Raw genomic sequence first — 20050 nt, forward strand, 5'->3', positions numbered from 1 at the left:
CCGCATCGTCTTTGATGAGCGTGTGCTCCGATTCGGCAGGTTCTTCCGGATTCTCATCGATGGAGTAGGGGACAGGATGGGAGCCCTCGACCACGCTGCGATCGATGAGGAGACAAGGTCACGCATCACGGCGGCCAGCCGATCGGCTGGCCCCGCGGGGATCGGTGTTTTGCCGGGTTCAGTGGTGGGAGGAGCCGCCGGAGGATCCGGATTTGAGGCCGGAGGCCGATCCGCTGGGTAGGCGCAGGTGGGCGTCGGGGATGCCGGTGCCGTTGGGGTCGTTGAGATCTCCATTGGCGTAGGGGCTTTGGCCGGGGGCGGCGTTGCGGGTGGTGATGTATTTCCATAGTCCGCTGGCCGCGGCGGTGCCGCCGCCCAAGATGGTGCCGGTGATGCCGCCGCCGGCGGCGAAGGCGGTGACGGCGGCGGGCACGGTTGCCAGGCAGCCGGGTCCGACGACGACGCAGGAGGCCAGGCCGATGGCGCCGCCGACGAGGGCTCCGGCGACGGTGCCGATGACCAGCCCGGCGAGGGTGTTGCGGGTCAGGCCGCTGGCGAGGTCGTCGAGGGCGCGTTGTTCTTCCAGCGGGGACGCGATCTCGGTGGCGGTGGCCGGGCGCAGGCTGGCCAGATCGGGGGTGAGGGTCACGGTGCGCGCGTCAGTGGAGAGGGTGTAGCCGAGCTCGCCATGCTGGTCGTCGAGCAGGAATTCCAGGGGCAGGGCGGCCAGCGGGGTGCCGGAGCGGTCGCTGATCTGCAGGGTCCGGTCGGGGCCGGGGGTGATGGTGGCCTGGTCGACGGTGAAGATGACCGCGCCGTCGGCGATGGTGGCGTTGTAGGTCGGTTCGGCGGGTTGGGCGTGGGCGGTGGCGGTGCTGGTCAGCACGAGGGAGGCGACGGCGGTGCCGGCGAGGCCGAGAGGGCCGATCTTCACGAGGGTCTCCTGGGAAGGTGGTGCGATCTAGCGGGGCGCGTCAGCGGCGGGGATCTGTTGCTGACGGTTCTTGTAGTAGTCGCCGTACTGGGAGGTGCCCGGCGGGGCCTGCAGGGTTTGCACGTACTGGTAGAGGGAGTAGGCGGCGGTGGGGCCGCCGCCGATCGCGAGCCCGGCGATGCCGCCGATGCCACCGACCAGGGCCACGATGGGCAGGACCGCGACGACGCAGCCCAGCGACAGCACCAGGCATGACGCCCCGGCCAGGGCGAAGCCGACACCGATACCGACGGTGGCGCCGATGACGGTGCCGACGAGGCTGCCGATGGAGGTGCCGATGCTGACGCTGTTGATCAGGTCGTTCATCGCGAGCTGGTTCTCCACCGGCGAGGCGACCGGCTTCATCGCGAGCTGGTTCTCCACCGGTGGGGTGACCGGCTCGAGCGCGGTCGCGTCGATACCGCTGGTGTCCGGAGTCAGCCGCAGGGTGCGTCCGTCGGGCGAGATCTGGTGGCGGATCGCATGGGCGGCGTCGGCGAGGGTATAGGACAACGGGATGCTGTCGAGGGTCTGCGCGGCGGCGTCGCGCACCGTCACGACGTGCCCGTCACCGGAGTCGGTGAAGCTGCCCTGATCCAGCGTCACGACGATGTCGGTGCCGTCCACGCCCGCGTGGTAGTGCACTGGCGCCGGCGCGGGTGCGGGTGTGGGGTCGGCGTGGACGACGGTGGCGGTGGCGAGTTCGATGCTCGCGGCGGCCATCAGCGCGGTCAGGGCGTATCGGCTGGTTCTCATCGGATTCCTCATTCACGGTGCTGGGGCGGGCCCGACGGCACTCGCGAGGGAAGCGACGAGGGCCGTCGGGGCCCGCAGGGGCGTCGGAGGAAGCGGCTCTGCGAGCTGCCCGAGCACAGCGCCCGCATCCTCCTGCCCCGCTGAATGTCCTGAGTCACAACCATCCGAGGGAGTGATGTGGATCTCAGAACGGACTCGAAACTACACGTTTCTCTACATTGTGTCTACTAGTAGATGGTAGGTCTTCTAACGCACACGTCGACTATCTATGGGTTCGGGCCTCGAACCCATGACGATTTCCGGTGATCGCCGCCAGCTCTCGGTCACTGACACCACCTGGGCAAGCTGCGGCGACCCTGTTGATTCGAAAGCCGTACTGGCGGAGCAGCATCCGCGGGCGCCCGGGAGTCGCCGAGCGGGCGGCCCGGCGGACCGCTGGGGCCCCGGCGCGACCCCGGCTGGGGACGGCGGTGACCCCGGTAGCCGGAGACCATGGCTGCGGGCATTCGGGAGAAGTGGGCCGTGGCGCAGTTCGAGGGCTTGTGCGCGGATTCCGGTGCGCGCCAAGGCAGCCCGCCCCGGCCCGTCCATTGTGGCTGCCGCCGGAACCGTTATTGGACACGCCGTCTGCCTTCATCCTCGGTGTCCATTTCCGATACGATGTCAATCATTGTTGGGCAGCCGGAAGGGGTCCTGGTGGTATCTGAAGATCGCCGCAGCCGTCGCAGCCGCCGCCTGTTGCGGGAGGCGTTCGTGGCGCTGGTGCTCGAGCACGGCTTCGCGTCGGTGACCGTGGAGGACATCACCGAACGCGCCGATTTGAGCCGGGCCACCTTCTATGGCCACTACACCGACAAGGACGCCCTGCTCGACGCGGTTGTCACCGAGCTGATCGAGGAGATGCAGCGACGGCTGCAGCCGCTGGTCGCGAACTCGGTGAAGGGGTTTACCGGCAAACCGGTCCTGGAGCTGTTCCGCCATGCCGCCGAAGAACGCGACGCCTACCGGGTCGTGCTGCGCGGGGAAGGCGACGGGCGCGCGCTGCGACGCTTCGTCGAGGACCGCGTCGCCGCCACTGCGGGCATATTCGCCGACCGCGCCGCCGCCGCGGGTGCGCGGCTACGGATACCCGCCGACATGCTCGCCCGTGCCTGGGTCGGGGAAATGGTGCAGGTGATGGCATGGTGGCTCGAACAGGGCATGCCCCAGTCCGCCGAAGAGATCACCGAAGAACTGCTCACCCTGTCCCTGCGCGGCCGTTACTGGGCCTCGGGCTTCGACGACGTTCCCCCCGCGCGCCCGTGACCTGATCCGCGGGCAGGGAGCGCAGAGCGCCGGTTCGCTGCAGACGGGGGTTTATCCCCTTGGCCGGCTCGGCGGCCGGACTCGGACCGCGAGTCGCCGCCAGACTCCTCCGTGCAGGGTCGCAATGTCCCTGAACCCCCGGCCTGCAGCGGGAGAAGGCTCCGCAGAGGTGCGGGAGGCGGACGCGCGCGGCGGCTGGTCGCTCCGTGATCATCGACTCGCCCTAATGCCCGAGCCCGGACACTGCATTCGCGCAATGTCAGCTGTCTGTGTCCGAGTCGGATGCGGGTAGATGTGGCGTCGGGTCGGTGCAGCGCATGACTCGGGTGTGTGCGCATCGATCCGCAGTTGTCCACCCGTGCCCGGGGTGGGCCAGGTGGTGCCGATCCTGTCGTGGTGGCTGGAATCGGGCTGTGTGATCAGCGCCGAGGACGTCGTCGAATAGCTGGTGGCGTTGTCGCTGTGCGGCCGCCGATTGGGCCTCGGGCCGGGACTCGCCTTCGCCTCGATGATGTTCCTGCACCCGTGTGAGCCCTGGCTGCCCACGACGCGCGCAGCTGATGCGCGGGATGAGACTCCGCCGCCCCTTTCACGCCCGCCCGAGGTGACCGGGCACCGCGGCGGCTGCGCCGGCAATGGGTTCATCGCCGAATCGCCGCCTGCGATGGCCGCCACGTGCGGTTTCTGCTCGTCCGCAGCACCCGCCGATTCTGTGAACATTCACATGTTTCTAGACACGCTGTCGATTTGTAGGCATGATGTCAATCAGGGGGTTGAATGTTGGATCGCGACCGAGCGAGGAACGAACGACGTGCACAGCCCCACCAGCGAGCAGGCCACCGAGATCCCAGGCCCCCACCCGGCCGCCGAGAGCGGCGGGGGCGAGGTGGCCGGGCCGATCGATTACCGGTTCAGCCTGGCCAACGAGCGCACCTTCCTAGCGTGGATCCGCACGGCGCTGGGGTTGCTGGCCGGTGGGGTGGCGGTCCAGACCCTGGCCGAGCAGTTCTCGACCTCGGGGTTCCGGCGCGCGGTCGCCGCGGCGTGCGCCGGGCTGGCGGTGGCGATCGCGGCGTGCGCGCACCGGCAGTGGAAACGCGTCGAGGCCGCCATGACCCGCGGCGAGCATCTGCCGGGATCGGTGCTGGTGCCGGTGCTCGCGGTCGGGGTCAGCGTGGTCACGCTGGCCGCGGGCGTCGCGGTGCTGGCGTCGTGAGCGCGGCGGGGCCGTGGCCGGCGGACGCCGGGCTGGCGGTCGAACGGACCGCGCTGGCGTGGCGGCGCACCGCGCTGTCGTCGGTGCCGGCGGCCGCGGTGCTGGCCCACGCCGCGGTCAACGCCGCCACGCTCGCACTCACCGTGACGACCGCGGCGGCGGTAGCCGCGCTCGCTGTCACCGCGATCTGCTGCTACCGCCGCAACCTCGCGTTGCGGGCGCGGCGCCCGCGCCGGATCGGACCAGTGATCGCGACCGTCGCGGCCGCTCTCACCCTCGCCGCGACCACCGCCACCCTCGGCCTCGGCCAGTGAACACCAGCTCTCGGGAAGGAGAACCCGCCATGCACTCACCCACACGCCACCACAACCCCGACCGCGAGCCGACCGGCGGATCCTGCTGCGCCCCGTCGCGCTCCGACACCGCCCAGCCCGCTCCCGCGCCGCTCACCGCGTCCCCGGTTGCCGGTATGACATCGGCGCTGGTTCGGCTGCCGGGTGGGCAGTTCTGGATGGGCAGCGAGGACCGCGATTGCTATCCGGCCGATGGGGAGGGCCCCGTGCGGCCGGTGCGGGTGTCGCGGTTCGCGATCGCCTCCCACACCGTCACCAATGCCGAATTCGCCCAATTCGCTTCCGCCACAGGATATCTCACCGATGCAGAACGCTACGGCTGGTCGTATGTGTTCGCCGGATTCCTGCCCGCGGCGTTGCGCCGCAACGCTCACCGCCCCGACCCGACACCATGGTGGTGCGCAGTGCCGGGGGCGACCTGGTGGGCGCCGGAAGGCCCCGGCAGCGACATCGACGCCCGCGCCGATCACCCGGTCGTGCACGTCTCCTGGCGTGACGCGCAGGCCTACTGCGCGTGGGCGGGTGTGCGGCTGCCGAGTGAGGCCGAATGGGAGTACGCCGCCCGCGGCGGTGTCGAGCACGCCCGCTACCCGTGGGGTGACGAACCCGAGGACGAAGGCTGCTACCGCGCCAACATCTTCCGCGGCCGCTTCCCCACCCACAACACCGCCGCCGACGGCTACTCCGGCACCGCGCCGGTCGAGGCGTTCGCCCCCAACGCTTTCGGGCTGTATCAGATGGTCGGCAACGTGTGGGAATGGTGCGCCGACCACTGGTCCACCGACCATCTCCTGGGCCTGGCCGTGGATCCGCGCGGTCCCGCCGACGGCGAGACCCGGGTGCTGCGCGGCGGGTCGTATCTGTGCCACGACAGCTACTGCAACCGCTACCGCGTCGCCGCGCGCATCCACAACTCACCCGATTCCTCCAGCGGCAACACCGGTTTCCGCGTCGCCGCCTGACTCACCCATCCATCCGGCCGAGCGTGACCCGCGCGGCCCCCGCTTCACCGAAAGGGACACACCATGTCCGAACAGCCGATGAACGTGCTGGTCGTCATGTCCGACCAGCACAACCCGAAAATCCTCGGCGCCGCCGGCAATCCGCTCATCCACACCCCGAACATGGACGCGCTCGCCGCGCGTGGAACCCGCTTTGCCAATGCCTATTGCCCCAGCCCGATCTGCGTGCCGTCGCGGGCATCGTTCGCGACCGGGCTGTATCCGCATCAGACCGGGTACTGGGACAACGCGATGGGCTACGACGGCGCTGTCGAGGGCTGGGGCCACCAGCTCCAACGCGCAGGCCGCCGCGTCGAATCGATCGGGAAACTGCACTACCGCAACGCTTCCGATCCCACCGGGTTCGACGTCCAGCATCTGCCGATGCACTTGAAGGACGGGATCGGGCAGGTGTGGGGGTCGGTGCGCGATCCGCTGCCGCGCCGCGACAACGCCCCACTGATGGTGTCGATCTCCGGTGGCGCGGAATCGGATTACACCCGCTACGACGCCGCGGTCACCGACCGCACCTGCGACTGGCTCATCCGCAACGCGGACAGCAGCGAGCCGTGGGTGCTCTACACCGGGCTGCTCGCGCCGCACTTCCCCTACCTCGCGCCGCCGGAGTATTTCGAGATGTACGACCCCGCGGCGATGCCGGTTCCGACGATGCGGCCCGAGCACGGCCACACTCGCCACCCGTGGGTCGAGACGTTCGCCGGTGTCCTGCCGGGCCTCGATAACGCGAACACCGAGGAGGAACGTCGCCGCGCCGCGGCCGCCTACTACGGGCTGGTGTCCTACCTCGACCACAACCTGGGCCGCATCCTCGCCGCGCTCGACGCCTCCGGCCAGGCCGGCAACACGCTGGTCGTATACACCAGCGACCACGGTGACATGGTCGGCAGCCGCGGCCTGTGGGGCAAATCGCTGATGTACACCGAATCCTCCGGCGTCCCGCTGATCGTGGCCGGACCCGGCGTGCCCGCCGGGCAGGTGTGTGACACCCCGGCCAGCCTGGTCGATCTGTATCCGACGATCCTCGACGCCGCCGGAGTCATCCCCACAGGGCCGGCTCGCCCGGGCCGGTCGCTGCGCGAACTCGCCACCTGCCCCACCGACGCGCAGCGGGTGGTGTTCAGCGAATACCACGCCATGGGCGCCCCCAGCGCGGCGTTCCTGCTCCGCAAGGGCGACTACGTACTGCACCACTATGTCGGCTACGACCCCGAGCTGTTCAACGTGGTCGACGACCCCGACCAGACCCGTGACCTGGCCGCCGACCCCGCCCACGCCAGTGTCCTCGCCGAGCTGACCGCGGAACTGATCACGCTGCTCGACCCCGACACCACCGAGGGCGTCGACAAGCACGCCAAGGCCGATCAGGCCGCGCTGGTGGCCCGCTTCGGCGGACCCGAAGCCGCCGCCACCATGGGCACCCCCGGCGAAACCCCGCCCCCGATCGTCGACTGACCCCTCCCCGCCGCGCCGGGCAGCCCGCCCAGCGCGGCGCGCAGGGACCGTGTTCACCCGACGGGCCGCGCCGTCCGCGCCCTGCACGCCCCTCCGACCCCGCCCGCCCCGGCGCACCGAAGGCGTTGACTCACATGACAATTCCCCCCGCACCGAACACCCCACCCTCACCCCGGACTCCGCCCCCGGCCGGCCCCGGTATCACGCCCGCTCCGGTTCCGGGAGTTCGGGCGTTGTGGGCGAAGATCCGCGAGATGGGCGGTGCCCGCCACCTCATCGACGGCGCCGCCCCGATTCTGGGCTACGTGGTCGGCTTCTCGCTGGCCGGGATAGTCGTCGGTATCGTCGCCGCGGTCCTGACCGCGCTGGCAGTCGGAGTGGTGCGGCTGCGGCACGGCGACCGCCCCAAGGTCGTGGCCGTGTCCACCGCGATCGTGCTGGTGTTCTCCGCCATGGCCGCCACCACCGGCGAAGGCCGTGACTTCTTCCTGCCGCCGCTGATCCTCTACGCCGCCCTCGCGGTCGCGTTCGCGCTCAGCCTGGCCACCGCCACCCCGCTGACCCTGCCGATCTGCCGCAAGATCCGCTTCGAACCCGCCGAGGTCTCCGACCCGGCCGCGCGGGTGCGGCTGCATCGGCGGCTGACCGCCGCGTGGGCCGCGTTCTGCGCCGTGCACGTTCTGATCATGGCTCCGGTGTATCTGGCCAACAACGTCGTGCTGCTGGGGACCCTCGCGCTGATCCTCAACAAACCCGCACTGCTCGCCGCGTTCGCCGGCACCTGGGTGTGGGTCCGCGGTGGCGGCCGTGGCCGCGGCGGGCTGCCCGACAGCTAACCCTGCCCCACACCCGAGTCCTGCCCGACACCTGAGCAGGCCCACACCCCTCGTCGATCCCTTCTACCAGGAACCCGGTGCCGTCATGACGAACCCGCAATCAGGCGATCACAGCTCGGCTCGGCGATCCCGTGTACGGGTATGGCTCGGGCCCGTGGTGGTGGTGTCGCTGCTGATGACGCTGCTGGCCACCATGTACCTCGCGTATGTGGTGAACCCGGCCAAACACCTGCACGACTTCCCGATCGCGGTGGTGAACCAGGACAGCGGCGATGTGCTGGGCGGGCAACCGGTCAACATCGGTTCCCAGATCAGCGACAGCCTCACCCAGACGCTGCCCGGCAACGGGATCGACCTGCGGGTGCTCGGGATCGACGACGCCCGAGCCCAACTCGACGACGGCACGCTCTACGGCGCGATCGTCATCCCCGCCGACTTCACCACCAGCCTCGCCGCGTTCGCCGCCGCCAGCGTCACCCCCACCCAGGTCACCCAACCGGCCGTCACCGTCTACACCAACCCCCGCACCGGGTCGTTCGCCGCCGGTGTCGTCCAGTCCGTCGCCGGAACCGCACTCGCACAAGCCAATCAGCGCATCGGACAGCAACTCACCACCACCGTCAACGCCCAACTCCAACCCACCGCCGGCGCACCGGCACCGGAGGTGGGCGGGCTGACCCGGTTGATGCTCGCCGCACCGATCACCGTGGCCGTCACCGCCTATCACCCGTTGCCCGACGGCACCGGTGGCGGGCTGACCGCGTTCTTCTACACGATGATGGTGCTGCTGGCCGGGTTCACCGGCGCCATGGTCATCAACGCCATGGTCGACGCCTCTCTCGGGTTCGCGCCCACCGAATTCGGTCCCTGGTACGTGCACTACCCGCCCACACCCATCTCCCGGCTGCGCACCCTGCTGCTGAAATGGGGCATCATCGCGGGCACCGCCCCGATCGTCTCGGCGATCTTCATGGCCGTCGGGTACGCGCTGGGCATGCCCATCGACCGGCCGCCGGCGTTGTTCCTCTACAGCAGCGTCGCCATCCTCGCGGTCGGTGTCACCGCCCTGTCGATCGTGTCCGCCCTGGGCACCGCCGGGCTTTTGATCAACCTGGTCCTGTTCATCGTGTTGGGCCTGCCGTCCTCGGGCGGCACCATCCCGATCGAAGCACTCCCGAAAACCGTTGCGCGCCTGGCTGATTTCGAACCGATGCACCAGGTGTATCTCGGCATTCGCGCCATCCTCTATTTCGACGCCGACGGCGCCGCCGGACTGACCCGCGGAGTCTTGATGACCCTGTTCGGACTCGTCATCGGGCTGGTGCTCGGCGCCGCGGTCACCTCCTACTACGACCGCAAGGAACTGCACCGCACGCCCGCGACCGAGTGACCGAAACCCTTGCCGCACCGGCGTTGGCGGACTGCGGGGGCGCTCGCTCAGGTCCTCGACTATCCCGGACACCGCACGAGCAACCGCTCCGACCCGACACCACTACGACCTCAGTAGGAAAAGCAATGTCGACCAATCTGTCTGCCGCCGCGAGGGACTGGAGCGCGTGCGGCCGCCACCTCGATGCTTTCGGCATGGAGGTGTTCGTCACCGAACGCGGCCACCGCGGCGCACCAACGCTGCTGTTCATCCACGGGTTTCCCACCTCCAGCTTCGACTGGCGCGACACCATGGAGCTGCTCGCCGACGACTTCCACTGTGTCGCAGTCGATCTGCCAGGGTTCGGGCTCTCCGACAAACCCCTCGACTACAGCTACTCGCTGTTCCAGCAGGCCGATGTCGCCGAAGCCGTCACCACCGCCCTCGACATCACCGCCGCCCACGTGATCTCCCACGACATGGGCACGAGCCTGCACACCGAACTCCTCGCGCGCAAACACGCCGGGAACCTGCCGTTCACCCTGGCCGGCTCCACCTTCCTCAACGGCAGCATCCTCAAAACCCACGCCCAGCTCACCGACTTCCAGCGCATGCTCGAAACACCCTCACGCCTGCCCGAAGCCGCGCGCGTGTGCGCGGGCGTGCTGCCCGGCTACGTGCCCGGTCTGCGCCGGTTGATGGCCCGCCCCCACCGCCTGTCCGACCAGGACGCGCGGGTCATGACCGAATTGCTCGCCTACCGTCACGGCCACCACCGGCTGCCGCACGTCTACGCCTACGTGCGCGAACGCTACCTGCACCAGCAACGCTGGCTCGATGCGCTGATCACCGAATCGGAGTCCGCGCCCGTGCAATTCGTGTGGGGCTCCGCCGACCCGATCGCCGTGATCGCCATGGGCATCGCCCTGTCCGAACTGGCCCCCCGCGCCCGGTTCACCGAAATCCCCGACATCGGCCACTTCCTGCCCATCGAAGACCCCGACAGCGTCGCCGCCGCCATCACCGCTTTCGCACCCACCAGCCACTGACCACCCGGAGCCAGCGCGCGCCACCTCTGAACACCTTGTCCCGCATCCGGATCCACGCCTGATCCCCGACACCTGGAGACCCGATCCTCATGTCCGCATCCTGGCCGCGCACCGCGACCGTGCTCGCCACCCTGGCCGCGCTGCCTGCCGTACCCGCCGTCGCCGCGCCCGTCCCGGCACCCGAAACCGGCGTCGTCGAATCCGTCGAGCCTCTCGCCCCGGCAGCAACGCTGCCCGGTTCGGTCGACTCCGCCCGAATCATCTACACGACCACCACCGCGGGCGGAGCCCCGGCCACCTCCAGCGGCGCAGTCTACTTCCCGCCCGGCCCGCCACCGCCCGGTGGCTGGCCGATCATCGCCTGGGCCCACGGCACCCTCGGCCTGGCCGACCAATGCGCCTACTCTCTCCGCGGACCCGCCGAAGTCGAGCGGGACTGGGCCTACCTCGACACCTGGCTCGATCAGGGCTACGCCGTCGTCGCCTCCGACTACGCCGGCCTCGGCACCCCCGGCGAGCAGCCCTACCTCAACGGCAAAGTCGAAGCCGCCAACATCGTCGACGGCGTCAAAGCCGCCACCCGCCACTACCCCAATCTGTCGCGGAAATGGGTCGTCGTCGGTCAATCCCAAGGCGGCGAAGCCGCCATGTTCACCGCCCGCTACGCCACCGAATTCGGCGGCCGTGAACTGGACTACCGCGGCGCGGTCGGCACCGGAGTCCCCGCCTACAACGAAGAACTCATCGGCGCGGCCGGACCCGCATTCCCGCCGGTGAAACTCAGCGGCTACAACACCCGCGCCACTCTCTACGTCCTCAACGGCCTGAAAACCAGCCACCCCGACCTCGACATCGACTCCTACCTGACCGACGCCGGCCGCTACTGGTTCACCCGTGCCCAGCAGATCTGCGGAGACGACATGTACACCGAACTCACCGACGCCGGAGTCTCGCTCAAAGACCTGCTGGCCCGCCCGCTGAGCGAACTACCGCCCGGGATGTTGCACAACGACCTCGCCCTGCCCGAAACAGGTTTCGACAAACCGGTATTCATCGGCCAAGGCCTGCGCGACACCAACATCATCATGCCCAATACCCTGCGCTACGCGGCCACCCTCACCGCCGACCACCAACCCCTGATCCTGCACACCTACCCCACCGACCACAACGGCACCGTCCTCGCCTCCCAGGCCGACTCGATCCCCTTCGTCGCCAAAGCCCTCGCCTGACACCGACATCCCGCCGCGGGCCGGACCAACCACCGGCCTGCGTCCGTGATCGGTCAGGGGGTGTCCGGCCCAGGCGGCAACCAGCCCCCACGCGCAAGCACCACTTCCAGCAATTCAGCAGGAAACAACAATGTCGCAGGCGACGCCCACCGTAGCGGGCGATTCCGGCCCCGCTGTGCTGCTAGCGTCGGCGGCTTACCGGTGGACTGCTACAAATTGCTGATCGTTCACAGAAGAGCCTGGTAAACAACCCATTTCGGACTCCTGACCTGCATAGGCATGCCCCGCATGGAAGTTCATTCTCGACAGTTGCAGTACTTCATCGCGGTCGCGGAGGAATTGAGCTTCACCCGGGCCGCCCAGCGGCTGCACCTGTCACAGCAGGGCCTGAGCGCCCAGATCAAACTGCTCGAACACAAGATGGACGTCACGTTGTTCTCGCGGACCACCCGGCAGGTGGAGCTGACGGCGGCCGGAGCGGCATTTCTGCGACATGCACGAGACACGTTGGCCAGTTTGGCTTCCGGGCTCGAGGAGGCCCGGGCAATCCATCGCGGTGAACACGACCGGCTGGTGCTGGGCTGCCTCGAGGGAGCGGCGCTGACCTTGACCGAGCCGATCCTGGCCACGTTCCGGGAACGCCATCCCGAGGTCAGCCTGGAGCTGAACCACTCCACTTACGAAACCCCTTCGGCGGGCTTGGCGAACGGACAGGTAGATGTTGCGATCGTGCGCAGACCGTTCGAGGACGCCGGGCTGCGGTTCGAACGGCTGTTCCGGCAACCGCTGATGGTGATGCTGCCCGCGAACCATCACCTGGCGGACCGCGAGCAGGTCGCGGCGGCGGAATTGCTGGATGAGCCGATCCTGTCGTCCGCCGCCACCGACCCGATCTGGAACGCCTTCTGGCAGTTGGACTCCCATCGCGGCGGCCGACCAGCGCCGATAGCCGGCCGTTCGAAGACACTGCTGGAGCAATTGCACCAGGTGGCCACCGGGGCCGCCATCGCGATGACAGTGCCGTGCGCCGCCTGGATCAAGTTCCCCGGCGTGCGGCTGGTGCCGGTGACCGACGCGGCCCCGAACGAGGTCGCCGTGAGCTGGCGCGCCGGGCACGAGAGCGCTCTGGTGCGATCCTTCATCGACGTCGCGCGCCGGGTCCGCGACGCGAATCCCGGCCTGCTCGCCCGGCTCCAGACACCCCGTCGCGGCGACCGGAAACAGGTACACACCGCCACCGCAGCATCCTCTTGATCCACATCCATGTGGGCGAATCCCGCCGGGCGATATCACCCCACAATTGGAGCTCCTATCGAGTTCCGGCTTCCCCTCTTTACTCGATCATCGATGAGAAGGTTGACCGCCTACTCGACGCGGTCAACGAGATACAACGCGACCTCCAACAGACCGACCAGAAGATCAGTGACACAGCCGAGGCGCTGAGATCGAGGCAGGAAGACGCCGCTTCAGCGGCGCAAAAGCGTTGGCCGACTTTGAATCAGGCCTCGAAGTCCACGCCGTGAAGGATCTGACCGTGGCGTTCTGCGGCCGAGCGTGCGCGTTGTCTCACAACCACGCATCCACCGCGTCCGTGTTCGGGTTCCCGGCCGTCTCGGGGAGTACGGGTGAGACGACCGGGAAACCGATCGGGCCGGCGGTGGGGCCCGAATTCCAAGGCAGGGGAGTCAGGCCCACACCGTGGAACTTCGGGCCCGGCTGCTGTGCAGCCGTGGCTCAGGGGAGGGTGCGGCAGTAGAGCGCTTGCGGCCGGTTGCCGCGGTTGTTGTTGCCGGAGAAGGCGATTCCGGCGACGTACTCGTTGGCGTTGCACTGGCCCTTGTAGTAGCTGTTGGCCCAGTCGCCGCCCTCACCGGAGGCGGGACGGTTGTCGCCGCGGTCGAACCACAGGGTGCGGCCCGCACCCGCCAGGGGGACCCGGCCGGGTGCGCACAGGATTCCCGACATGGCGTCACCGCGCAGGCTGTAGCCGATCATGAACTGTCCTTCGGCACACTGATACTTGGTAAAACCGTTCGCCCAGTCGGTGCTGACCTTCTCGGAGCTGACTTTGACCGCGCCGGTGCCGGACTGCCACAAATCGCCCAAGGTGGCGTCACCGCAGAGCCCGCCCTGGCCGCGGTCGGTGACACCGAACAGTCGCTGGCCGTCGGGGCACACCATCTTGTGCGCGCCGTTGTCCCAGTCGTCGGCGGCGCGGATCGAGCGGTTGTCGTCCTCGTGGATGCCCTGGAGCATGGACCAGGTGCGGGTCGGGGTGACCTTGCCGGTGAAGCCGTTCGCGTCCATCAGACGAGTGAAATGCGCACCGCGCCAGTCGTCGGCGTCGATGATTTTGCGCAGCCCGCCCGTGGTGTCATAGCGCAGCAGACCCCAGGAGTTGCCCTTGTCGTTCTGCTGGAAGCCGATGATCGGCCAATAGGCGAAGTCGAGATCGCGGTCGATGAGGTAGTCGACCATGTTCTTGAACCACGCCTTGTCCAGGTCGTTGGCATCGGTTTTGCCGACACCGAATTCGCTGACCCAGACCGGGGCGGTGAAGTGCTTGTCGGCGGTCGTGGCGACGTAACCGGCGCGTTCGTCCATCGACTTGAACAGATCGGCGCGCGACATATCGCGGAAGCGCGGGTCGTGCGTCTCACCGCCGCCGAGACCTGTGCCGCCGGTGTGGTTGGGCCCGATGTAGCCGTAGAAGTGGACCGCGTACACGACCTTGTGGGATTTCACCAAGGTGGTGGACAACCGCTTCATCGGCTCGAGCATCGGACGCTCGTGCCAGGTCAGGTCGGTGGGGATGCCCATCCAGTTGACGCCCTCGACCATGATGAGCAGATCCGGATTGCCCTTGGTGAGAATGGCGTCGCCGGCCTCCTGTGCGGCGTCGGCCCAGTCGTGGCTGTCGCCCTGCCCCCAGTTGGGGTTGTCCCAGGTGTCGCGGCGCACCTCGTTGCGCAGGTCCGCGCCGATGACGCCGGGATCGTTGCGATACCGGGCGGTCATGAACACCCAGTCGTCGATCCATTTCTCCCAAGACTGGCCCGAGTTCCAGCGCTCGTTGCCGTCCACACCACAGCACCAGCGTGTGGTGGTGGTGTGATTGTTGAGGATGACGCCGAGTCCGGCCGAGGTGAGGGCGGCCACAGCTCGGTCGTACACCTCGATCGGGCGCAGTCCGTTGAGTTCCGGATTGGCCGTCAGTCCCTGCACCGCCCGGGCGTCGGTGATCATCTCATTCGAGAACGGCAGGCGAATGCTGTTGAGCCCCAGCGCCTTGAAGTCCGCGATCAGTTTGGCCATCGGCACCCGGTCCAGGCCCAGCGGGGCCCGGTGCCCGATCTCCTCGGCGAAGTTGTTCGCGGCGAGCTCGTCGTCGCCACTGCCGTTCCAGGTGCCGCTCGAGCCGTGCCAGTTGCCGGACTTCAGCTTCACCCGATTGCCGTTGGCGTCGACGATGTAACGCCCGCTCGTACTCAGCGGGCCCTTCATGCCGCCGGGATCAGCTGTTGCGGGAGCGGTGCTGTGCATGAACGGAACCACCAATGTTCCGAGCAAGAGCAGCACCGTGGCTAACTTTCTCATTCCGAATCCTCATCATCGCGAGACCAATCCGATTGATCGGCGCCACTGATGAGCAGCGACCCGGGCCACTCCCGGCGGGGCCGGTCGAGGAGCAACGGTAGGGTCGGAAACCCGATTTCTGAAACAGCAAATCTTCGGTGTTTGATCAGCTTTTCTTGTTAATCACCCCCAACCTGCAGATGATGATGGGACGTTCGAACACCCTGCGGCCCGGGGCCACAGTCGCAGGTGCTTTGAACCTTCCTATGCCCGAATGCGGGGCGTCCATCCAGTTGCGAGGGCGTGTGGTCGCGATGGTGTGCTCCTTCTCGGGTGGTCCGGGTTCGCCCGGTTATCGGTGTCGCCCTTGACCTCGGACTGCCCGACAACAAATCGTTCCAGGCCCTCGTCGTGGCCGTCGCCGTCTCCAACCGCCTGCTCGAGTACCCGCGCCGAATCGTCCCCGGCCTCGACGGTCTGCACGCCCGCCTCGGGCACCGCAACCTGGCCCGCCTCGCCGACCGCATGCGAACCCTGAACCACGGCGACCGCACCTATAACCGCCACGACCGGCTCGCCGACACCCGCGCCCGGCGAGTGCACGCGGTGTGACCACCATGCCGGCCGCCACCACGACATGGCAGTCTGGACAGGCCATGAACCAGCCTGCCCCGAGGATCGTGCGGCGGCCCTACGGCGGCACCCCCGCCGCCGACCGCCGCGCCCAACGCCGCGCCGCCCTGCTCGACGCTGCCCTCGATCTGCTTGCCGCCGAAGGGGTTACGGCTGTGACGGTGCGCAAGGTGTGCGCGGCCGCAAAGCTCAACGACCGCTACTTCCGGGAAAGCTTCGCCGACATCGACGATCTGATGGGCGCGGTCATGGAGCATCACATCGCGTTGGCGCTGACCACCCTGACCGAAGCGGCCGGCCAAGGTGACACTCCCGCCGAACAGACCCGGCTCGTGGTGAACACCGCACTCGACTTCCTCACCGAAGACCCCCGCCGCGCGCGGCTGTTCATCGAATCCCAAGCCACCGCGACCCTGCGCACCGGCCGCCAGCAGCTGACCAAACTCGTCGCTGTGCTCGTCGTGAGCGAAGCCCGACGCCAGCACATCACCGGCCCCGCAACAGATTCCGACTTCGAACTGACCGCCCTGACCCTCGTCAGCGGCTGCCTGGAAGTCCTCGCCATGTGGCTACGCGGCGACCTCACCACCGAACGCACCGCCTTCACGAACTTCCTCGTCACGATGATCCTCACGGCCACCCACACCGAACCCGCAACGAAAATCTGAACGCCCTGTCTATGCCGCGTACCACGCTGACCGAACCGGCCAGCCCGCGGCGCCAACGGAAACGACTGAGCCCCCACCCGGACACCGGATGGGGGCTCAGCGGAGCCTCGCGGACGGGCATGGACTTCCTGGCCGTATTCCATCTCGCCGGTAAACCGCCGGCCCCGTTGCGTGAGCTCACCGGAGCCGCCCGTGATAGAGCGGAACTCCTGGCCCGGCGGACACTCGTCGCTTTGACGCGGGCGCGTGACTATGTCTGGGTCGCATTCCGTTTCGACCGATGCGGCTCGGCCGGGCGGCCAATCGAGCGTTCCAGGCTGCTGACAAGTTTCGCGAGGACCAGGTGTTCGTCGGCGTCGAGCGTTGCCAGCAGCTGCTGTTCGGTTGCGTGGTGGTGGGCGAGGAGGCGGTCGGTCAGGTCCAGGCCGTACTCGGTCAGCCGGAGGTGGATGATGCGGCGGTCCTGTTCGTCGCGTTCCCGGGTGATCAGCCCCTCCCTCTCCAGCTTGTCCGCGCGCACGGTCATCACGGAGCAGGTGACCCTGTCGAGGGCGGCCAGTTGGCTGGTGGTCAACCTATGGGAGGCGTCGGTCTGACGCAGCGTCACGAGTACGTGGAAGGTGGCGGCGTTGAGCCCGCGCTCCTTGAGAACAGGCGCCAGTTGGGCCTTCCAGAGGGCGGTGATGCGGTAGAGGCGGCCGAGTGGCCGCAGCGCCGGGTCCTCGGCCAAGGCCGGCGTAGGACCCGCGTTCATGCGCGCGTCGGCTCCGCGGGGCAAGCAGTGATCCCGGTTCGTGGGGGCGCGGTTCGGTGCAGGCCCTTGCGGTCGTAGAGGTGGGTGACTGCGACGCCGAGGATCAGGGCCACGGCGAAGCCGATGCCGACCATGGTCCAGGCGCGGCCGAGTCCGGCGGCGGCCTGCGCGTCGAAGTAGAGGATGGCGCGGACGCCGTCGACGACCTGCCGGAAGGGCTCGAAGTCCGCGAGGAACCGGTAGAAACCCGGCAGGGCCTGCAGCGGGATGGTGGCACCGGCGGACGGGATGGCCAGGCCGATCAGCACGAGCATCGAGACAATGGGTCCCGGGGTGCCCAAGGCGGCGAGCAGCGCCAGGGCGGTGATGCCCATCGCGGCGGTGGCGCAGGTTCCGAAGATCCACAACATGGGCAGGTGGGAGGCGTCGATGCCGATGATGCCGACGGCGGCGGCCATCGCCAGTGCGGAGGTCAGCATCGACAGGATGAGCATGAGGACCGAGCCCACCGCGAAGTGGCGCACCCGGCTGATGTGCTGCACGGGCTTGACGGTGCGGAACGGGCCCTTGTCGTTGGCGAGGTAGCCGAGGGCGGTGTCCACCTGGGCGTGGATCACGTTGGCGCCCAACATGCCACCGAGGACGAGGACGAGGGTGTAGAAGAACGCGCTCAGCCCGAGGCCGCTGTGGTGGCCGAGCGGGTAGCCCTCCTCGACGGTGGCCTTGACGGGGTCGGCGATCATCAGCTGCGCGGCGGCACCCGGTGCGGTGGGCTGCTCGGCGGAGCCGGTGGCGGCCTGGTGTGCGGCCTGCTGGCTCAGCACCTGCGCAAGCTGCAGACCCACCTGGGCAGAGGTACTCTGCACGACCTTGCGGTTGATCTCGGCGGCCATGGAGGAGCCGAAGCTTCCCGCGGCGGGGTTGGTCAGCACTGTCATGGTCGGCGGGTGTGCCTCGTGGTGGGCCGGGCCGGCGAGGGCGGCCACGGAGGCGGAGAAATCCTCTGGGATGACGAGCGCGCCGAACGCCTCATCCTTGGCGAGGAGGTCGTCGGCGGTGTGGCGGTCGACCAGCTTCCAGGCGACCTTGCCTTTCAGATCGGCGGCGCCGCTGATCTGCGGAGTGATCTGCGCGCCCAGGTTGATCTGTTTGCCGGCGACTTGGGTGCCTTGGTCGGCGTTGACCAGGGCGATCGGCAGGTTCTTCATCGAGCCGACCGGGTCGTTGTTGGCGCCCAGGTACAGCAGGGACAGGACCAACGACAGCAGTCCGAGGATAAGCGCCGACGGCAGCCACAGGCTCTTACTGCGCAGCAGCCCGCGGGCGCTGGCCCGAAGTGCGTGCTCAGACATGGCGGCTCCCGCAGCTGAGTGCGGCGACAGGGGCCTGCTTGTGGCACCTGGTTCTGGTGAGGCGTGGCGCTGGCATGGTGCTCCAGTTTCGATGTGCGCCGAGAAGGCGTCGGAGTGCGGGAATGAGGGTTCCTGTCATCGCGGCTGGTCAACCGAGCCGCTTGGAAATCTTAACTTTCTAGCTAGATAGTGACACTATTGAACGTGTGCGTCCATTTAGGTGTCTGAGAGACTGGCCACACCGAACCGTCCGAGCGAGTGAGTGTATGAGGATCTCTGACCTGAGCCGCCTGACCGGGACGCCGGTCGGAACCATCAAGTACTACCTGCGGGAAGGCCTGCTGCCGCCCGGCCAATCCCTCGGCGCCACCCTCACCCTGTACGGCGACGAACACGTCCAGCGCCTGCGCCTGATCCGCGCCCTGACCGCCCGTGGCGGCCTGTCCATCGCCGCCACCCGCGACGTCCTCACCGCGATCGACCAGCCACTGGAACCACTGGACACGCTCCGCGTCGTCCACTACGCCCTGCCCACCCCGGTCGACGCCGCCGAGACCGGCGCGGTCGACGAACAGGCTCCGCGGGTCGACGCGTTGTTGCGGGCCATGGGCTGGGACATCTCCGACGCATCCCCGCACCGCAACGCACTCGCCGCAAGCCTGATGGACCTCAACCGCCTCGGCATGGAGTACAGCACCGAGGAACTCCTGCCCTACGCCGAACTCGCCGCCGCCGCAGCACGACTCGACCTCGACCGACTCGAACACATCGAGGACCGCCTGCGACTCGCCGAGCACGCCGCGATCGTCGTACTGCTGCTCGAACCGGTCCTGGCGGTCCTGCGGCGCCTGGCCCAGGAGGACGAATCCCGCCGCCGGACGGCTTGGGCCCCTGGGACCGACGGCCGCCACACGGAGGAACTCCACTGACCCGACACCTGGATCGACCGGGCGCCGCCGAAGCCATGGTCTGCGCATCGACCGGTTCGGGGTCCCGGTAGTAATCGCCGAAAATCCAACGAAGTTCGGGATGTGCCCTGGTAGAGGGTGATTCGCCGAGACCCGAACTGGAATGCTGATAGCCATCCGGCGGAAAGGATCGGTCGGACCCTATGACCAGCCTGTCGCACCCGGCCATCGATGTCGCGCTCAGCGCTGTCTCCGGAGCCGACAGGGCACCGCGACCGTGTCGCCACGCTCAGCGACGGCGATCGCGCGGCGAGGTCGAAGCGATGGGCGTGCTCGCCGCGCAGGCCCGCGTCGATATTGCGGCCCGCCTTCGACATACCCATCATCCGCGGCAGTAGACGTAGGTGCACACGGTCTCCGTGGGCCCGATCGCTTCTCCGAGATCGGGTTTGGACGGGATCGGCAACCGCGTGTAGTCGATCGCCTTGTCCACCAACGACACCCGCTGCTGATGCGCCCGCGCGGCACCCGACGGCGGGCGCCGCTGTTCACGCTGCTCGCCCTGGTGCGGGCTGCGTTCGGGTAGCCGGTCCCACATA

At 68.4% G+C, this 20050-nt stretch carries 19 protein-coding genes; 13 read left to right on the forward strand and 6 right to left on the reverse strand.

Going from position 1 to position 20050, the window contains the following annotated elements; all coding sequences use genetic code 11:
- Positions 1 to 178: 178 nt before the first annotated feature.
- A complete protein-coding gene (locus tag ABZV44_RS37335) occupies positions 179 to 934 on the reverse strand; it encodes a hypothetical protein (RefSeq protein WP_354847307.1) in 756 nt (251 codons plus the stop codon).
- A 27-nt stretch (positions 935 to 961) separates the two neighbouring features.
- Complete coding sequence (locus ABZV44_RS37340) at positions 962 to 1729, reverse strand: hypothetical protein (RefSeq protein ID WP_354847309.1); 768 nt, start codon at positions 1727 to 1729, stop codon at positions 962 to 964.
- Positions 1730 to 2425: 696 nt separating this feature from the next.
- Between ABZV44_RS37340 and ABZV44_RS37345 the strand changes: the two genes are divergently transcribed.
- The 10 genes from ABZV44_RS37345 (at position 2426) to ABZV44_RS37390 (ending at position 12814) form a co-directional block, all read left to right on the forward strand.
- A complete protein-coding gene (locus tag ABZV44_RS37345; RefSeq protein ID WP_354847310.1) occupies positions 2426 to 3034 on the forward strand; it encodes a TetR/AcrR family transcriptional regulator in 609 nt (202 codons plus the stop codon).
- Positions 3035 to 3920: 886 nt separating this feature from the next.
- Positions 3921 to 4250: a DUF202 domain-containing protein gene (locus tag ABZV44_RS37350; RefSeq protein WP_354847367.1), complete on the forward strand. Its 330-nt coding sequence runs from the start codon at positions 3921 to 3923 to the stop codon at positions 4248 to 4250.
- Positions 4247 to 4564 (forward strand): DUF202 domain-containing protein, encoded by a 318-nt coding sequence (locus tag ABZV44_RS37355; protein ID WP_354847312.1) that lies wholly within the window; start codon positions 4247 to 4249, stop codon positions 4562 to 4564. The genes ABZV44_RS37350 and ABZV44_RS37355 overlap by 4 nt, the downstream gene beginning before the upstream one ends.
- Positions 4565 to 4593: 29 nt before the next feature.
- Positions 4594 to 5565 carry a formylglycine-generating enzyme family protein gene (locus ABZV44_RS37360; RefSeq protein WP_354847314.1) on the forward strand — a complete coding sequence of 324 codons (972 nt, stop codon included), beginning with the start codon at positions 4594 to 4596 and terminating at the stop codon, positions 5563 to 5565.
- A 63-nt stretch (positions 5566 to 5628) separates the two neighbouring features.
- Entirely contained in the window at positions 5629 to 7077 is a 1449-nt protein-coding gene (locus tag ABZV44_RS37365; RefSeq protein ID WP_354847317.1) for a sulfatase-like hydrolase/transferase, read from the forward strand.
- A 134-nt stretch (positions 7078 to 7211) separates the two neighbouring features.
- Complete coding sequence (locus ABZV44_RS37370; RefSeq protein ID WP_354847320.1) at positions 7212 to 7913, forward strand: DUF3159 domain-containing protein; 702 nt, start codon at positions 7212 to 7214, stop codon at positions 7911 to 7913.
- A gap of 154 nt (positions 7914 to 8067) precedes the next feature.
- A complete protein-coding gene (locus ABZV44_RS37375; RefSeq protein WP_354847322.1) occupies positions 8068 to 9303 on the forward strand; it encodes a DUF3533 domain-containing protein in 1236 nt (411 codons plus the stop codon).
- Between the two features lie 125 nt (positions 9304 to 9428).
- Entirely contained in the window at positions 9429 to 10331 is a 903-nt protein-coding gene (locus tag ABZV44_RS37380; protein WP_354847324.1) for an alpha/beta hydrolase, read from the forward strand.
- Between the two features lie 89 nt (positions 10332 to 10420).
- Positions 10421 to 11560 (forward strand): lipase family protein, encoded by a 1140-nt coding sequence (locus ABZV44_RS37385; protein WP_354847327.1) that lies wholly within the window; start codon positions 10421 to 10423, stop codon positions 11558 to 11560.
- A 288-nt stretch (positions 11561 to 11848) separates the two neighbouring features.
- Positions 11849 to 12814: a LysR substrate-binding domain-containing protein gene (locus ABZV44_RS37390; protein ID WP_354847330.1), complete on the forward strand. Its 966-nt coding sequence runs from the start codon at positions 11849 to 11851 to the stop codon at positions 12812 to 12814.
- Positions 12815 to 13294: 480 nt separating this feature from the next.
- On the opposite strand, the gene ABZV44_RS37395 is transcribed toward ABZV44_RS37390, so the two are convergent.
- On the reverse strand, positions 13295 to 15157 hold the full coding sequence (locus ABZV44_RS37395) for a cellulase family glycosylhydrolase (RefSeq protein WP_354847331.1): 1863 nt from the start codon (positions 15155 to 15157) through the stop codon (positions 13295 to 13297).
- 312 nt (positions 15158 to 15469) lie between these two features.
- Here ABZV44_RS37395 and ABZV44_RS37400 point away from each other — a divergent pair, with 312 nt between their 5' ends.
- Together ABZV44_RS37400 and ABZV44_RS37405 are read left to right on the forward strand one after the other, a co-directional pair.
- Complete coding sequence (locus tag ABZV44_RS37400; RefSeq protein ID WP_354847334.1) at positions 15470 to 15748, forward strand: hypothetical protein; 279 nt, start codon at positions 15470 to 15472, stop codon at positions 15746 to 15748.
- A 5-nt stretch (positions 15749 to 15753) separates the two neighbouring features.
- A complete protein-coding gene (locus ABZV44_RS37405; RefSeq protein WP_354847370.1) occupies positions 15754 to 16437 on the forward strand; it encodes a TetR/AcrR family transcriptional regulator in 684 nt (227 codons plus the stop codon).
- Positions 16438 to 16687: 250 nt separating this feature from the next.
- Here the strand turns inward: ABZV44_RS37405 and ABZV44_RS37410 are convergent, their stop codons facing one another.
- Both ABZV44_RS37410 and ABZV44_RS37415 read right to left on the reverse strand, forming a co-directional pair.
- Positions 16688 to 17191, reverse strand: a complete 504-nt coding sequence (locus ABZV44_RS37410; RefSeq protein ID WP_354847337.1) for a MarR family transcriptional regulator — start codon at positions 17189 to 17191, stop codon at positions 16688 to 16690.
- Positions 17188 to 18543 carry a DUF3533 domain-containing protein gene (locus ABZV44_RS37415; protein ID WP_354847340.1) on the reverse strand — a complete coding sequence of 452 codons (1356 nt, stop codon included), beginning with the start codon at positions 18541 to 18543 and terminating at the stop codon, positions 17188 to 17190. The genes ABZV44_RS37410 and ABZV44_RS37415 overlap by 4 nt, the downstream gene beginning before the upstream one ends.
- A gap of 266 nt (positions 18544 to 18809) precedes the next feature.
- Between ABZV44_RS37415 and ABZV44_RS37420 the strand changes: the two genes are divergently transcribed.
- Positions 18810 to 19472, forward strand: coding sequence for a MerR family transcriptional regulator (locus ABZV44_RS37420; protein ID WP_354847342.1), 663 nt, complete (start codon positions 18810 to 18812; stop codon positions 19470 to 19472).
- Between the two features lie 361 nt (positions 19473 to 19833).
- Here ABZV44_RS37420 and ABZV44_RS37425 read toward each other — a convergent pair whose 3' ends face one another.
- A complete protein-coding gene (locus tag ABZV44_RS37425) occupies positions 19834 to 20049 on the reverse strand; it encodes a hypothetical protein (protein WP_354847345.1) in 216 nt (71 codons plus the stop codon).
- Position 20050 lies beyond the last annotated feature (1 nt).

The organism is Nocardia sp. NPDC004860 (assembly GCF_040609015.1).
Taxonomy (GTDB): domain Bacteria; phylum Actinomycetota; class Actinomycetes; order Mycobacteriales; family Mycobacteriaceae; genus Nocardia.

Bases quoted from the DNA above. Each gene is read 5' to 3' on its own strand.
- ABZV44_RS37340 (WP_354847309.1), bottom strand. From the start codon at position 1,729: ATGAGAACCAGCCGATACGCCCTGACCGCGCTGATGGCCGCCGCGAGC.
- ABZV44_RS37360 (WP_354847314.1), top strand. From the start codon at position 4,594: ATGCACTCACCCACACGCCACCACAACCCCGACCGCGAGCCGACCGGC.
- ABZV44_RS37365 (WP_354847317.1), top strand. From the start codon at position 5,629: ATGTCCGAACAGCCGATGAACGTGCTGGTCGTCATGTCCGACCAGCAC.
- ABZV44_RS37370 (WP_354847320.1), top strand. From the start codon at position 7,212: ATGACAATTCCCCCCGCACCGAACACCCCACCCTCACCCCGGACTCCG.
- ABZV44_RS37380 (WP_354847324.1), top strand. From the start codon at position 9,429: ATGTCGACCAATCTGTCTGCCGCCGCGAGGGACTGGAGCGCGTGCGGC.
- ABZV44_RS37385 (WP_354847327.1), top strand. From the start codon at position 10,421: ATGTCCGCATCCTGGCCGCGCACCGCGACCGTGCTCGCCACCCTGGCC.
- ABZV44_RS37390 (WP_354847330.1), top strand. From the start codon at position 11,849: ATGGAAGTTCATTCTCGACAGTTGCAGTACTTCATCGCGGTCGCGGAG.
- ABZV44_RS37395 (WP_354847331.1), bottom strand. From the start codon at position 15,157: ATGAGAAAGTTAGCCACGGTGCTGCTCTTGCTCGGAACATTGGTGGTT.
- ABZV44_RS37405 (WP_354847370.1), top strand. From the start codon at position 15,754: ATGCCGGCCGCCACCACGACATGGCAGTCTGGACAGGCCATGAACCAG.
- ABZV44_RS37410 (WP_354847337.1), bottom strand. From the start codon at position 17,191: ATGAACGCGGGTCCTACGCCGGCCTTGGCCGAGGACCCGGCGCTGCGG.
- ABZV44_RS37415 (WP_354847340.1), bottom strand. From the start codon at position 18,543: ATGTCTGAGCACGCACTTCGGGCCAGCGCCCGCGGGCTGCTGCGCAGT.
- ABZV44_RS37420 (WP_354847342.1), top strand. From the start codon at position 18,810: ATGAGGATCTCTGACCTGAGCCGCCTGACCGGGACGCCGGTCGGAACC.
- ABZV44_RS37425 (WP_354847345.1), bottom strand. From the start codon at position 20,049: ATGTGGGACCGGCTACCCGAACGCAGCCCGCACCAGGGCGAGCAGCGT.